Below are 14,251 nucleotides of genomic sequence, written 5' to 3'. Positions count from 1 at the left end.
TGTTTTTGGTTCCCAACTTGACTTTCAAATTAAACGGTAGCTGGTATTGATAATCGTCGTTATATCGCCTACCGTTTTTCCTGCGTCGGTTTTTGCAAGTGCACGTAGTTTGAAATAGGCGCTGCTTCGGGCCTCCAGTCGAACTTCTAAAGATACGATATCACCCGCCAAGGCTAAGTTGTCAGCTAGTAACGTACATTCGTCTGCAATAAGTCCATTTTGCATACTGCGGGTTGCATGTTGAACAAAGGCGATACATAGATCGTGAAGGGCGCCCATAAGCACCGCCACCGGTAAGGCCGGATAATTGGGGAAATGGCCACTGCAATCTTGTTCTTTTATTTCACCCAAAGAGGCTGTGGCACCGGTATCGTACAATTTTAAATCATATAGTGTGTTTTTACGCGAATAGGGACTTGTTAAGGCGGGTAAATAATCTCGATAAGCATGGGCGAATAGCCTATTGAACATCGCTTGGGGGATTACATGAAAGCTGACATCGATACCGCAGATCAGCTTGTTCTCTGCGTCAATGAGACAAGCTTTGGCCTTAGCAAGTCGCTTATCGAATGATACACACTCAGCCAAAACGGTGAGGGGTTTGCCGATCGCAAACTTTTCGTTTGAAACTCGTTTGTAGGTTCCTTTATGGGCTAAGTAGTAGTGCTTTGACTGATTAGGGTTGACGGTAGCGCAAGCAACTGAACCGAGAATGGCAAGATGTCGACAGGCTTCGGCCATTGTAATGGGTGATTGCTCAAATCCAAGGGGTGATTCGGCAATTACTTTTGCGGCTACGATATTGTCTTTTAACACATGAACATCTTGAAGCGCGTAATAAGGTGTATGCACGTCAATAAGTTGAAATAACTCCTCCCGCGATCGGGGCCCGAGATTGTTTTGGCTAAGGGAAGGGTCCAGGATTTTGGAATGGATAAGGGCTAATGATTCGGGTGTAATCGTTGCGAGAGCTTCCATATAATGTGTTTTAGTAATGAGCAATTAATAGATTCAGTGTTATTGTAATAAAGAAAGTAACTATTTAGGCTTTTACAAAAAAGATTACACGGAATGCTTGTTTGCTTACACTAAAGCGTTGCGTGAGGAAACTGAGGTTAAAAAGGTGTAAAGTTTAAATGAAGTCGTGTTAATTCGGCTTGCTTAGCTGAGCTCGGAATTCATGAAGCATTATTGGCGAAGCAGGGGATTTATCAAAGCATGTGGGATATATAGCAAAAATCAACTAGATAGAAGCTTCGGTAATTTGTTTTTTTTCTTTTTAGGCCTGAGCCAGATTATAAAACCCGTGATAGGAAGAGAAGCACAGATTAAACAGATGCAAAAGCCCAATATTTTACCGGGAAAACCTGCAAAAGAACCGACATGGAGGTCGAAGTTTAGTGCACGGACTTTTTCTGCGAGCTGAAGATCTGCCGTGCCGTAGCTTGAAAGGAGATGTCCGGTAGTTGTGTTATAAAATAGCCAGTTAAAATGGTAAGTCCGACCCGGTTGAAGCCGAACCTGAAAATCATAGGGTGCTCCTGGCTGACGACTAAATCGTGTGGATATCATATCAGCCTTAGGATATTTGTTCAGCACATCGGACAGGGCACGATCGAGAGCAATAGTCGTCCCTGATGTCTGTATTGGACTTGGTCGACGCTCTGTTTTTTGCTTCCCTCCGCTGAAGATGGCGTAAATGGAGGCATCCATCCATTTAAAGGAATACACGGTACCGGTAAGGGCAATGATGAGCGCGGGAACCAAAACATAGAAGCCAAGTGTATTATGTAGATCGTAATTGATACGCTTGAATTTTGCCTTCCATTTAATGGTAAAGGCTTGTTTCAAAGCCTTCTTTTTGCCTTTTTTGGGCCACCAAAGGACCAGCCCGCTCAGTAGCAGAACAATAAAAATGAGCACGCAGATTCCTACAAGGGGCTGACCGATGCGATGCCCAAGTAACATGTCGGTATGCAGACTAAGCACAAGCTGAAAAAACTCATTGCGCGTGTCTTCAACCTGAATAACCGAGCCGGTATAAGGATTCATATATACACGGTAATAATATTCATAATAATTCCAGTGACCGATGGCGTCGGGATTTGTTTTGATTGCACGGAAAATCCAACTGCGGTCGGCCGAAGGATAAATATCGCAACGACTAATGTCGATTTCTTTACCAAGGGCTTTGCGGGCATTGGCCATCAGGACGGAGAGTGGCTGAGTTGTTTGATGAGTCGTTTGTACGAAAAGACGATCGCGATAGAAAACGGCCTTCAACTCATCTACAAAGACATAAATACATCCCGTTAAGCTGATAATAATAACAACTAAACCGGTGATAATGCCTAGCCAACGATGTACCCAGCTTATTCCTTTTTTGATCATATAGCAAGGCTTATAGGTAAGGAGCAAACGAATAGCTTTAAGGGCACTTCACATGCCTCTGTGTGTTCCCTGGAAAGTAGCGATATCGTGCTGGCGATAGACATAATTGTGCAAAATTAGATTTATTTAGAATAACTCAAAATAAAACAACCTGCTAATGTGTTCGTTGTGGCAGTCATCGCTCAATTTGCATGAGGAAGAAGGTTGCACTTAAGTGTATCGTGCCAATAAAACCATGAAGGAATTTTTGCGAAAAACGTAAATTTGGATTTTTCAGCATATATGATGACAAACGAATTTACTTTACGAGCGGCAACAAAAGAAGATAAAGACAGAATTTGGGAGATCTTACAACAAGCCATTGAATTAAGGAAACAGCAGGGAAGTGAGCAATGGCAAGATGGCTATCCGAATCCGGAGGCGGTAAAACAGGATATTGATAAGGGATACGGCTATGTGCTTATATCGAAAAACGATATTCTGGCTTATATGGCCGTTATTTTTGATGGTGAACCGGCTTACGAAGCGCTTGAGGGAGAATGGCTAAGCAATGAAAAATATGTAGTGGTTCATCGGGTAGCAGTAGCACAGGATATTAAAACCAAAGGAGCGGCGACGCATCTAATGAAGGAACTGGAAAAATTGGCTATGAAGCGGGATGTTTATAGTGTGAAAGTGGATACCAATTTTGATAACAAAGCGATGCTACGTATACTGGAAAAGTTGAACTACCAATATTGTGGAAAGGTTTATTTTCGCGGCGGCGCACGGATGGCTTTTGAGAAGCTGTTAGATAAAGACTAATGCTGAGGAAACGATATTCCGTTTCCTCAGCATATGAATCTATTTTTTCATCAGATCCAAATAATATCGCTTAATAGCATAAGGTATATTGACAACTTCTTCGATACCTGCATCAAACGGAATACTTTGCCCGTTAGCAAAACGAACGACTTTTGCTGCCGGATCAAATATGGCCGGTTGCACTTTACCACTTCCGTCGTAATCACCGGGAATAGGTAGATCACCCGTCTTACCCAGCTTAATGGCTTTCTCAGCGCCGTATACGAGCCATTCGCCGGTGCTCGGTCGCCATACTGCTATATCTGCTTTCCCGTCGCCATTGTAATCTGCCGGTAGGGGTATGTCGCCCGTTTCGCCAAAAGGTACATTCCCAACCGTGGCAATATACCAGGTTTTGTTGCTGGGACGCCAAATGGCCATTTCCGCCGCACCATCTCCATCATAATCGGCCGGTACGGGCACAGAGGCTTTCCATCCATGCTTAACGGGGTCTTTTCCTGCCGCTAGCCATTCGGCTGTTTCCGGATTCCAAACGGCTAGATCAGTAATGCCATCGCCATCATAATCTGCAGGAACGGGAATGTCTCCCGGTTTTCCTAGTGGAACAGCTCGCCAATCGGCCACATAAAATGATGCGCCGGCAGCATTATAGACCGCTGGGTTGGTCTTGCCATAACCCGTATAAGGTGCCGGAACAGGAATATCACCTTTGCGACCTAATGAGCTTTTGATACTTTTAGCATCGTACCAATTTCCGTCTTTGAAACGATATAGATCGGCCTTGCCGTCTAAGTCAAAGTCATAGATCCTGCTGGCCGAAGCTTCGCGGAAAAGCGGTAAGGTAAAGAAACTGTCTTCGTCTTTTTCTTCTAGCTGATGATAGGGGGATAGCGTACGGACTCGTAATTGATCTTTTTCAAGATCAAAGGTCAATAAACGCATGAGTCCATTGCCGCCCATGGGTCGACTTTGATAGTCGGATAACATGGTTTTGATGGTATGGCCGGCATAAGTATCCTGGCGATAGCCCTCGCCATTGTCGCCTACGTGACCGCAAAGCATCAGGAATACATTGGACTGGGTTTTTACGCGATCGTACAGACGTTGCCCTTGCTTGCCAAAGGACGCCTGCCCCGCCATATTGCTACCCGCTACGGGATTATAGCCAAGAATGTAGTGGCTGACGATAATGGCTTTTCGGTCTTTATACTGCTTCAATAAATTTACCGCCCAATCGTTCATGGCCTCTTGCTGCTCGTCGAAAGCATCAAATTCGAGGTAAATAATGATGAGATCTATCCCACCTGCTGAAATAAGGTCGTAATGACTATCGTTGTCTTTGCCAAAATAACCGCCATAATAGTTGCGACCTTTAAAGTGGTCAATACCAAAATATTGGTTATAATATTTCGTGGTACCGCTTACAGCAAATTGACTGGGGTATTGGTCGTGATTCCCTACAGCTAACCCATAGGGTAACCCATTCGGAAGTCCCGGTAGGGGTTTTTCCAATGGGTACATCGCCTTTGCAGCATTAGCCCATTGCTCGGGCTTACTGTCGCCCTTGTCGGTAATATCGCCTAAATGCGCTACGTAAACGATATTTTCTGCTTCCCGATTGGCCAGTATCCATTCGATCTGTGTTTCGAAGAGCTTGTTGGTGCCACCTTGGCTCTCCTCGGTGTTATACTGCGTATCCGGTATCACGGCAATAGAGAACGTATTTTTGGCTTTCGGCGGGGTATTGCCTTTTTGTGCCTGTGTACTGAAAGGCAGTAACAGGGCGATCAAGAAACTGAGTCTTAAAAATTTATTATACATACTTTTTCGTTAATAGCCGGGGTTCTGGATTAATTCGGGATTGACACCTACTTCCGCAAACGGAAGCGGATATAAAAGCTTGTTCTCATCTACCTGATAGGAGGATGGTACTAAATAGCTATGTGTTTTCTTAAGTTCGGCCCCATAGGCATTCATGGTTTCGATCGCCTTGCCCGAACGGAGTAGATCAAACCAACGATGGTTTTCAAAGGCGAGTTCCACGCGTCGCTCATGTAGAATGAGCTTACGGGCATCTTCCTGCGAAGTGGCTGTTAAAGGTGCTGCTTGCGGGATTGCCCGGCTCCGTACACGATTGACATGTACCATGGCTTCTTGGGTTTTGCCTTGCTCGTTCTGTACTTCTGCTAATAGCAATAAAGCATCGGCAAAACGATATACCGGCCAGTTATCATTGGTATTGTTCTTATCGGTATGTGGATTGAGGTACTTTTTGATGAAAGGAACCCCTACCTTTCCTGCTGGAGCCTGATAGTTTACAATACTTTTTTGAGCGGTTAGGGTAAAGTAATAACTGCCATCGTACGTACCTTCAGCAACGCCAATGGAAGCTTCTAAGCGTGTGTCACCCGTTTCATACGCCCGAATGATATCTTGGGTCGGGGTGTTCCAACCGCCGCCGCCATCTGTGGCGGTATTTTGGGTGGCTACGCCGTAGGTAATAATAGCGGTATTATAACATTTAGGTAAGAAGATATAAATGAAGTTGCTTTGCATGCCGGTTTCCAGCCCTTGCATGAACTGTACTTCGAAGATGGATTCGCGACTGTTTTTATTGGCTGTGGAGAAGACATCCGCATAGTTTGGCAGTAGGCTATACCCCATCGCTTCTAGGCTCAAGAGCAAGTTTTCTGCTTGTGCGTATTCTTTTCGGGTGGCATAAATATCCGCCAGTAGCATCGTAGCCGAGCCTTTGCTAGCATACCCCGATTGTGGAAACTTACTTGGCACCGGTAACAGTGCAATAGCCTCCGAGGCATCATTGATAATCTGGGTATAAACTTCTTCTATCGAGGCACGGGGAAGGAAGGCATCCGCTTCATTATTTACTTCTTTTAAGTACAGTGGGACACCACCGAAATAGCGGACAAGCTTGAAATAATAGAAGGCACGAAGAAATAGGGCTTGCCCTTTAAAGTTATTTTTTGCTTCGTCGTTGAAACTGGCCTGATCAATTCTCGCTAACACGACGTTGGCGCGGGAGATGCCTTTGTAACTGTCGTAATAAATCTGATTGGAATAGTTATTACTGGCATCGTTGGTGAAATCGGCAATATCGGCTTTCATTTCAACAGCGGTACCTTGGATAGCAGGGTTATGTTCGTAATGGGTGTTATCAGAACGCATCTCGGCCGTATAATAATCCGGGCCTACCGTACGTAAGGGATTGTAGGCAGCATTGATCGCCTGTGTAAAGTCGGCCTCGGTTTTAAAGAAATTGGTTTCGGAAACCTGATCTTCGGGCGACAGCTCCAAGACATTTTTGCATCCCTGTACGAGGAAAACAAGCAGAACCGATAAGATGGAAATATATTTTTTCATGTTTTGTCTATTTTTTATATGCACGTTATTGGAAAAGGACATTTAAACCAAATGAGATGGTGCGTGGTACCGGATAGGCATTTTCGTCGATCCCGATGCTGGCGCCGTCTAGCCCGTCTAAGCTGATTTCGGGATTCATGCCGGAATAACTCGTCAGTATAAAGACATTTTGGATAGAGGTGTAGAAACGGATTTGCTTAATGGGGCCGAGACCTTTAACGGGATGTCGGTAGCCCAGTGTGATGTTCTTCATTGCCAGATAAGAGCCATCTTCTACCCATTGCGAATTGACTTGCCGTCCGATACCGGTTGAACCGGTTTTAGTACGCGGAAATTGGCCGGAGCCGGGCTCTTCAGGTGAACGCCAGCGGTCGGCCGCCTCGGCTAAGAGGTTACGCGCGCCGTCCATATTGGTTAAATAGGCCCATTTGGCTGGTAGAATAATGTCACCGCCAATAGCTCCCGCCATGGAAATACCTAAATCGAATCGTCTGTAGGTGAAGTTGTTGGTAAACCCGAAGAGGAAGTCAGGGTTCGGATCACCAATAAAAGTACGGTCGTTCTCGTTGATAATACCATCACCGTTCATATCGCGCATTTTAATGGTACCGACGTCCGAATTCGTTTCTTTGGCTGAGTTGGCTAAATCTTCTGCATCTTTATAAAGGCCTTCGAAGATGTATCCGAAGAACATGCCCAGTGGATACCCTTCCTGATTGCGGTAGTAATCAGCACTGGTGGTGTTGTTCCTGCGGAAATAGCCAGGGCTCACCAGTGATTCAATGCGGTTTCTGTTTAAGGATAGATTGAACGCCGTATTCCAGCTGAGTTCGCCAAAGTCGAACTGACCTCCCAAGCTGAATTCGTGTCCCCAGAATTTGATTTCGCCTACATTGGAAGTGATGCTGCTAAAACCGGATGCTTGTGGAATAGGGCGCGCTTGTATCAAGCCGTCCGACAGCTTGTGGTAGTAATCATAGGTAAAGAAAAGTTTATCGCCAAAAAAGGAGGCATCTAAACCGATATCGAATTGCTTACTGCGTTCCCATGCCAAGTTGGTATTGCCTAAGGTGGTAATAGTAGTGCCGGGCGCTAAACTTCCGTTAGCTACATAGTTGGCAGTGCCTAACTGCGCAATATGGGTATAGTTACCTATATTGTTATTTCCGGTGATACCGTAGCTGCTGCGGATTTTGAGCAGGCTTAATGTTTGACTCCAGCGCTGCATAAAGGATTCATCGCTCAAGATCCAACCCAACGAAAAGGAAGGAAAGGAACCGTATTTTTGATCACGGCCGAAGCGACTGGAACCATCACGGCGCATGGAGGCGCTGATGAGATAACGATTTTTGAAGCTATAATTGATTCGACCCAGATAGGAAATCAAACCATAAGCCGTGGCATTACTGGAGCCGCCGGTGATGTTGGCAGCTACGTTAAGATAAGGGACTTCATCGCTGGCGTAGTTGCGTCCGGTAACGGTATTGCTTTCCTGATCGAAAGATTGATAGGAATAACCTGCCAAGACGTCGATGGAATGTGCCTTCCAATGTTTAGTATAATTTAGATTGGCTTCTGCCGTATAGCTATAGTTTGTTACGGAACTACTGGTGCCTGTAGAGATGTCATCACCGTTAATAAGGGCAGGCGAAAAGAATTGCCGTGATTCATCACCTTTATCGATACCGAACAAACCTTTCAGGCTGAGGCCGTCCCATATTTGATAGTTAAGATGAGCATTACCTAAAATACGGGTGGTTTTATAGTCGTCTTTCACCATTAGATAGCGAGCCAGTGGATTGATGTAGTTAACCATACCGGGAGAGCTGGCGTATTTAACGAGGTTACCGTTTTCATCATAGGGATTGATTAAGGGGCTCGCCTCGGAAGTTTTTTGGACAATGCCTTGAATACCGTCGTCTAAGCGGTTGTTGTGATCTAAACGATAGCTCGGAGCGAGGTTAAAACCAACCTTTAGCTTGTCGTCAAAGAGATTATAATCTTGATTGATACGAAGGGAGTAAAGTTGGGTACCGCTATTGATAACAACTCCTTGTTGATTCTGGTAGCCTGCCACAACCGACGATGCGGAGTGTTTACCTGCGCTGGTGAAACTTATATCGTATTGCTGAATGGGGGAGGTACGGGTTAACAAATCAAACCAATCGGTACCTTCACCATATTGCTCGGGATTTTGATAAACCTCCGGGATGGTGCCTTTATAGCCTTCATAGCGAATCATGTCCTGATAGCGTTCGTTCATGAACGTCGCATACTGGCGGGCATTCATCATGACGGGTACACCGCGACTTGGAATGGTTTGGATACCATAGTTACTGTTTAGTTCCACTTTGGTTTGATCGCCGGGTTTCGCATGTTTGGTGGTGATAAGGATCACACCGTTTGAGGCCCTTGACCCATACAAAGCGGTAGCTGATGCGTCTTTCAATACGGTGAAAGATTCGATTTCTGCGGGATTGATGTTATTGATGCTGCCAGTGATTGGCATACCGTCGATAACAAAAAGGGGGGAATTGCCGGAGGAGAGGGACGCTGCGTTACGAATACGCCAGGACATCCCCCTGCCAGGTTGTCCTGATGTTTGATAAATTTGGACACCGGCCAGTTTACCCTGTAGTTGTTGTGCAAATTGGTTGACAGGCATATCCTGTAAATTTTCGGCACTGATTTCTTCCAGTGCACCCGTGATTTCGCGTCTACGTTGGGTACCGTAGCTCACAACCACTTCTTGCAGTTGCCCCGTTCCGCGTAAGCTCACCTGTAGCGATGTTTCTTTATTCTCCAGAACGTTGACACCTTTTTGCTCGTATGTTTCATAACCAATATAGCTCACACGGAGTGTATAGGTACCGGGGTAGGCCTGAAGGGCAAAGCTGCCATCTTCTTTGGTCATAGTGCCGTTATTGGTTCCTAATAAACTGACGCTCGCACCGATAAGTGGATTGCCTTCCGTGTCTTTGATAAAGCCGGCGAGCCTTCCGGGTTGTTGTTTGCGGTTGATGTAAATATTTCCTTTGTTTACTTCGGGAACTAAGGCGGCAGTTTCGGCCAAATACTGCAGAAGCACGTCTAATGTAGTACGCTTTTGAGGTAGTTCTACTACGATCTGCCCATTAATCTGGCTTGGGCTATAGATCAGGTTGAAGTCTGATTGCGCCTGAATGGTTTGCAGCACCTCTTCTAAGGCGATGTTCTTCGACTTAAATTGAATGACTGTGCTGCTGGTTTGCTGTGCCTCGCTTTTATGTGCTAACAGGGTGCCGGCCATGGATAGCAAGGTGAGGAGGGTGATGCATGATAACTTCATAAATGCAATGAAATAAGTGACCAGTATTCGTTTTTTTGGCATATCTTTATTTGTTTTTGATTTGTTTGTGGAAGAACGATTGAAAACAGATGGAACCGGAACTGCTGTCAACAGTTTCGGTTTATTGTTTAACGGGTTTTAGTTGTGTATATGAACCTCCTTTTTCTTGATGGTATATTGAAATGGATTGATTTTTTGTAAGGCTTTTAGCACGGCCTCCAGCGTTGGATCTTCAAATCGGGCAGTGAAGGTTTCATGTTGCCCCCTGCGTAGGTTTAAATGAATGCTTACGCCATACCATGTTTGTAGCTGAGCAACAACTTCTTTCCAAGAGGCGCTTTGAAATACCAGCTCATTATAAATCCAAGCGTGCTCGCTTCCGGGTTGGATGGCCTTGATTTGGTGCCTGCCATTGATATAATCGTAGGTGAACTGCTGCCCGGCGGTAAGCACAGTATGCTGTATTTTACCTTGGTTATGGCTAACGCTCACCTTGCCGGTATTGATACTTAAGCTGTATTGATTGCGATGATTCTGTACTTGTAAATTAAAGGAAGTACCAAGTACGCGCGTTTGCAGCTTAGTTGTGTATACGATAAAGGGTTTATGCTGATTGGGATATACTTCAAAAAAAGCTTCTCCCTGGTCAAGATAAATAGCGCGATTGGGACCGGCAAAGTGTTGATCATACCGTATCGCGGTATTGCCGTTTAACCAGATTGTGCTACTGTCCGGTAGTCGCAATTTAGCCCGCTGCCCTGGTTCAGTGTGAAAGGTAAAAAGTTTAGGTACAGGCTGTTTACCTTCGCTGCCGCTTTGGCTCCTTTTACTAAAAAGAATAAATACACCGATCAGCAATGCGATAGAAGCTGCGATACTACTTGTGAACCATAGCCTGTGAGTATCATTCCGGTTTCGATGCTTTAGGGGTAAATGTTCTTGAATACGTGATAGTATCGCTTCTTCTAATTCCTGAACCTTTCCGGTAGCTAAGGGCTGTTCGAATCGCTGATCAGCTTCGAACCAGCGATCGATCAGTTCTCTTTCTTCTTGGCTACAAGTGCCCCTGAGATACTTCTCTAATAAATTACGTATCTTATCTTGATCCATGTTGGTGCGTTTATTCTATAGGAGTAAAAATGCCGACATGGGTACCAATGGGATTAGGTTATCAAATTGTTAATAAATTATGTGGTTTATGTTGTGGGCTAAAAAAAGAATATAACGGAGAGCATGTGATCTTTAATAGCCAGTCGTATTTTACGCTTCGCGTGTCCTAATTGATTTTTGACAGTTTGCTCGGCCAATCCGAGTTCTTGTGCAATCTCTTCAGTGCTCAGATTGTCTTCTTGATGTAAGCGGTAGATATGCTGTTGCTTGGTAGGGAGTGCATCCACTTCTTTTTTCAGTTGTGCCTCCAATTCTTCTGCAAATAATTGCTGGTCATCGGCATGGGTTAAGGTATCGATAAGTTGACGGTAATCGAATCGATGCGCTTCGTCCTTTAGCGAGCGCTGCATACGTCTGACCAACTCATATTTGGTCATGCTATATAGATAAGCTTCTACCGAACCTTGAATATGAATGTTTTCCTTCTTTTGCCATAATTGGATGTAAATATCTTGTACAATGTCCTTTGCTTCTTCCTCATCTTGCGTTTTACGGAATGCCAATTGATAAAGCTTTTGCCAAGTATACCTATACAATGATGTGAAAGCGACAGAATCACCGGCTTTGCTGTGTTCGAAGAGTTCGTCTAAGATAGAACCAGACATAAGGTTAGACACGTTCGGCCTCAAAGCTAGTTTGCTAAATTTAACTTCTTGTTAAGCAGTTGTTATTTTGGTGTTATGCTTTACTGTTTGTGCCTCGATATCCGCGAAGGATTTATTTTATATATCCTATCCCGTTTGTAAAGCTGATTTGAAGGGTATCCATAATACGTGCGATATAAACTTATCGGTTAGATAAAAAAGAATAAAGGATGAGAAATAAGGTTTGTTCCACGATAGATTTGCGTAATATAGCGTAAGATTTTTTCAATTGATTTTTAACCGTATGAATGGAAAGATTATAACGATCTGCAATTTCTTCATTACTCAGACCCTCATCGCGTTTTAAGATAAAAATCTGTTGACATTTTTCGGGCATTTGTGCTACGGCTTCATCTACCAAGCTAAAAATATCCCCCTTTTCTTCTGATTCAATTTCTCCACCAATCGACCAATCACGATCCTTTGCATAATATTCTTCACGGGCAGCTCTGGCCGTTAATTCTTTTAATAAATTGATCGCTTTATTTTTTCCCAAGGTGTACATCCAGGCCCCTATCGAGTCAATTTTGCCTAAATGCTCTCGACCTTCCCAGATCTTCACAAACACGTCTTGCGTAATTTCTTCTGCAAGTTCCCTGGAATTTACCAAACGAAGAATAAATTGGAACACCCGTTCTTCGTAACGCATCATCAAGCTTTCCAATGCATAGGCATTACCTTGCTTGATCTCCAACAGCAATGCTTTTTCTTGCTGTCGAGACATGACCGGTTGATTCATAAGATACCTCTTTCAGATTACAGCGGCAAAAGTAATAATGCTATATTATCTTAATGTTACGTTCAGTGATTGTATAAAAGGAACCTTTTTTTAAATCAATTTGTTGTCACTCTGGCTTAATCCAAATTTTTTCGTTCTTTATGTTTCATTAATTTTTTCTCACTTTACCTTTGATGCAAAGTGAGGCAAACATCAAGGCTGCACATCCTTTCGCTAAAGATTTAGGCCACAAGCGCAATCCTGTGGAGCCGCTCCGCCACGCTTGTCAACCCTTCGCTTCTTCACATGATTTTTTCCCAGGGTTATCCTAAATCTTCTTAACGCTCATGCTGTGAGGCCGTTTTCCCTTCACACAGGGCTATAGTACCAGGCTAAAGAATAATACGTTCGGTTAAAAGTAAAAGCCCTCCGTTCCGCTAAATGTCGCCTCCAAAATTTACATTTCGTATTGGGAGGCACTACCGTTCCTGTAAATTTTGCCTGCCTGCGGTAGGCAGGAAGCGACGAGTTTATTCACATATTGTTTATTTCATTAGGCGTTCATGAGCTCGCCTTGCTCGGTTTTGCGTCACTTTTTGCGGAAACCACGAAGTAGCATGAGTGCCTTTTAAAACAAACAATAACGAATAAAAGTGACTAAAGAAAAGGTTCCTTTAATATAAACACCCAGACTGTTATATGAAAAGTGAAGCTGAGTTTACAGATACTTAGTTTACTTTTTCTTAACAAATCTTTAAACGAAGCTTAATCTCCGAGCGTAGCTCTTTTCAATAGGTCGTTCTGTCATCTTATTAGATGAATGAGACGTTATTACAAACCCTATTTAAAAAGTATAGAAGTCAAACCCTAAGTGAAGAGGAAAGGGAACTTTTTTTCAGCTTGCTGGGGAATCCCGAATATAAAGAACGAGTAGAGGAATTAATACGCGAACTATGGAAGGACACGGAGCACTTTGCAAATGCCCCGCTAACATCGGCGGGGAAGAAGCGGATAGCCTCGGTAATGGCACGCATCGAAAGCCCTGAAAGAAGAGTAAAGAGGAGATTCCCAGCCTTCTGGGCAGCGGCAGCCAGTATTGCCTTGGGGTTTGGGTTGGCAATACTTTATTACGCCCAACAGGTAAAAACACCAGGTCCGGAAGCACCTCATGTGACGGAAATAAAAACCGACTATGGCGAGAAAAAGAAAATCACCTTACCAGACGGAAGCTTAATTTACCTGAATGCGGGAAGTGTATTGCGCTATGCCAATACTTATAATAAACAGAATCGGGAAATTGAATTGATCGGCGAAGCCTTTTTTGAGGTGGCACCGGATAAAGCACGGCCATTTGTTGTACGTAGTCAAGAGCTGCGGACTTACGTTTTAGGAACGTCGTTCAACGTGCGGGCTTTTGGTGACGACGATTATCTTTTTGTGGCGCTGATAACGGGATCGGTACGTGTTGACCATGACTCATCGTCCTCTGTATTAAAACCAGGCGAAAAAATCAACTATAATAAATTAACCAAGGAAAGTAGCGTGTTGCCCATCAATGATAAGGATTATTGGGGGCTTTGGCGTAAGGAGGTCTTGGCTTTTAACGGGCAACGTTTTGCCGAAGTAGCGTCCTTAATGGAAAAATGGTATGGTGTAAAAATCCATGTTAATAACCGGTCTTTGTTAAATCGGCGTTTCACCGGTGAATTTAAAGATTTACCCATTAACAAAGTGCTGGATATGCTAAGTAAGAGCAGCTCTTTCTCTTATAGAATTGAAAAGAATCAGGTCTATATTAAATAAGTTAAAATTTGC

10 protein-coding genes are annotated in these 14,251 nt (G+C 44.0%); 2 read left to right on the top strand and 8 right to left on the bottom strand.

What is annotated here, in order from left to right; genetic code table 11:
• Window positions 1–24: 24 nt before the first annotated feature.
• Entirely contained in the window at window positions 25–978 is a 954-nt protein-coding gene (locus ACH11B_RS03985; protein ID WP_377611692.1) for a hypothetical protein, read from the bottom strand.
• A gap of 261 nt (window positions 979–1,239) precedes the next feature.
• Entirely contained in the window at window positions 1,240–2,391 is a 1,152-nt protein-coding gene (locus ACH11B_RS03980) for a PepSY-associated TM helix domain-containing protein (protein WP_377611690.1), read from the bottom strand.
• 282 nt (window positions 2,392–2,673) lie between these two features.
• On the opposite strand from ACH11B_RS03980, the gene ACH11B_RS03975 reads away from it, so the two are divergent.
• Window positions 2,674–3,195, top strand: a complete 522-nt coding sequence (locus ACH11B_RS03975; RefSeq protein ID WP_377611688.1) for a GNAT family N-acetyltransferase — start codon at window positions 2,674–2,676, stop codon at window positions 3,193–3,195.
• Between the two features lie 39 nt (window positions 3,196–3,234).
• On the opposite strand, the gene ACH11B_RS03970 is transcribed toward ACH11B_RS03975, so the two are convergent.
• The 6 genes from ACH11B_RS03970 to ACH11B_RS03945 all read right to left on the bottom strand — a co-directional run bounded on the left by ACH11B_RS03970 (window position 3,235) and on the right by ACH11B_RS03945 (window position 12,457).
• Complete coding sequence (locus tag ACH11B_RS03970) at window positions 3,235–5,016, bottom strand: metallophosphoesterase (protein ID WP_377611686.1); 1,782 nt, start codon at window positions 5,014–5,016, stop codon at window positions 3,235–3,237.
• A 9-nt stretch (window positions 5,017–5,025) separates the two neighbouring features.
• Window positions 5,026–6,576, bottom strand: coding sequence for a RagB/SusD family nutrient uptake outer membrane protein (locus ACH11B_RS03965; protein ID WP_013664113.1), 1,551 nt, complete (start codon window positions 6,574–6,576; stop codon window positions 5,026–5,028).
• A 25-nt stretch (window positions 6,577–6,601) separates the two neighbouring features.
• Window positions 6,602–9,946: a SusC/RagA family TonB-linked outer membrane protein gene (locus ACH11B_RS03960; RefSeq protein ID WP_377611684.1), complete on the bottom strand. Its 3,345-nt coding sequence runs from the start codon at window positions 9,944–9,946 to the stop codon at window positions 6,602–6,604.
• Window positions 9,947–10,042: 96 nt separating this feature from the next.
• Window positions 10,043–11,014 (bottom strand): FecR family protein, encoded by a 972-nt coding sequence (locus tag ACH11B_RS03955; RefSeq protein WP_130855086.1) that lies wholly within the window; start codon window positions 11,012–11,014, stop codon window positions 10,043–10,045.
• 98 nt (window positions 11,015–11,112) lie between these two features.
• Window positions 11,113–11,679, bottom strand: coding sequence for an RNA polymerase sigma factor (locus ACH11B_RS03950; RefSeq protein WP_377611682.1), 567 nt, complete (start codon window positions 11,677–11,679; stop codon window positions 11,113–11,115).
• A 181-nt stretch (window positions 11,680–11,860) separates the two neighbouring features.
• Window positions 11,861–12,457 (bottom strand): RNA polymerase sigma-70 factor, encoded by a 597-nt coding sequence (locus ACH11B_RS03945; protein WP_013664109.1) that lies wholly within the window; start codon window positions 12,455–12,457, stop codon window positions 11,861–11,863.
• A gap of 795 nt (window positions 12,458–13,252) precedes the next feature.
• Here ACH11B_RS03945 and ACH11B_RS03940 point away from each other — a divergent pair.
• Window positions 13,253–14,239: a FecR family protein gene (locus tag ACH11B_RS03940; RefSeq protein ID WP_377611680.1), complete on the top strand. Its 987-nt coding sequence runs from the start codon at window positions 13,253–13,255 to the stop codon at window positions 14,237–14,239.
• Window positions 14,240–14,251: the final 12 nt, after the last annotated feature.

It is taken from the genome of Olivibacter sp. EAT-5, assembly GCF_044784325.1.
GTDB classification, from domain to species: domain Bacteria; phylum Bacteroidota; class Bacteroidia; order Sphingobacteriales; family Sphingobacteriaceae; genus Olivibacter; species Olivibacter oleidegradans.
Note: the sequence above shows the minus strand (reverse complement) of the source record. Positions and strands in the feature narration are given on the sequence as shown.

What these genes read in the sequence shown, in the direction of transcription:
- ACH11B_RS03950 (WP_377611682.1), bottom strand. Translation starts at nt 11,679, where the DNA reads ATGTCTGGTTCTATCTTAGACGAACTCTTCGAACACAGCAAAGCCGGT.
- ACH11B_RS03970 (WP_377611686.1), bottom strand. Translation starts at nt 5,016, where the DNA reads ATGTATAATAAATTTTTAAGACTCAGTTTCTTGATCGCCCTGTTACTG.
- ACH11B_RS03985 (WP_377611692.1), bottom strand. Translation starts at nt 978, where the DNA reads ATGGAAGCTCTCGCAACGATTACACCCGAATCATTAGCCCTTATCCAT.
- ACH11B_RS03980 (WP_377611690.1), bottom strand. Translation starts at nt 2,391, where the DNA reads ATGATCAAAAAAGGAATAAGCTGGGTACATCGTTGGCTAGGCATTATC.
- ACH11B_RS03945 (WP_013664109.1), bottom strand. Translation starts at nt 12,457, where the DNA reads ATGAATCAACCGGTCATGTCTCGACAGCAAGAAAAAGCATTGCTGTTG.
- ACH11B_RS03965 (WP_013664113.1), bottom strand. Translation starts at nt 6,576, where the DNA reads ATGAAAAAATATATTTCCATCTTATCGGTTCTGCTTGTTTTCCTCGTA.
- ACH11B_RS03955 (WP_130855086.1), bottom strand. Translation starts at nt 11,014, where the DNA reads ATGGATCAAGATAAGATACGTAATTTATTAGAGAAGTATCTCAGGGGC.
- ACH11B_RS03960 (WP_377611684.1), bottom strand. Translation starts at nt 9,946, where the DNA reads ATGCCAAAAAAACGAATACTGGTCACTTATTTCATTGCATTTATGAAG.
- ACH11B_RS03975 (WP_377611688.1), top strand. Translation starts at nt 2,674, where the DNA reads ATGATGACAAACGAATTTACTTTACGAGCGGCAACAAAAGAAGATAAA.
- ACH11B_RS03940 (WP_377611680.1), top strand. Translation starts at nt 13,253, where the DNA reads ATGAATGAGACGTTATTACAAACCCTATTTAAAAAGTATAGAAGTCAA.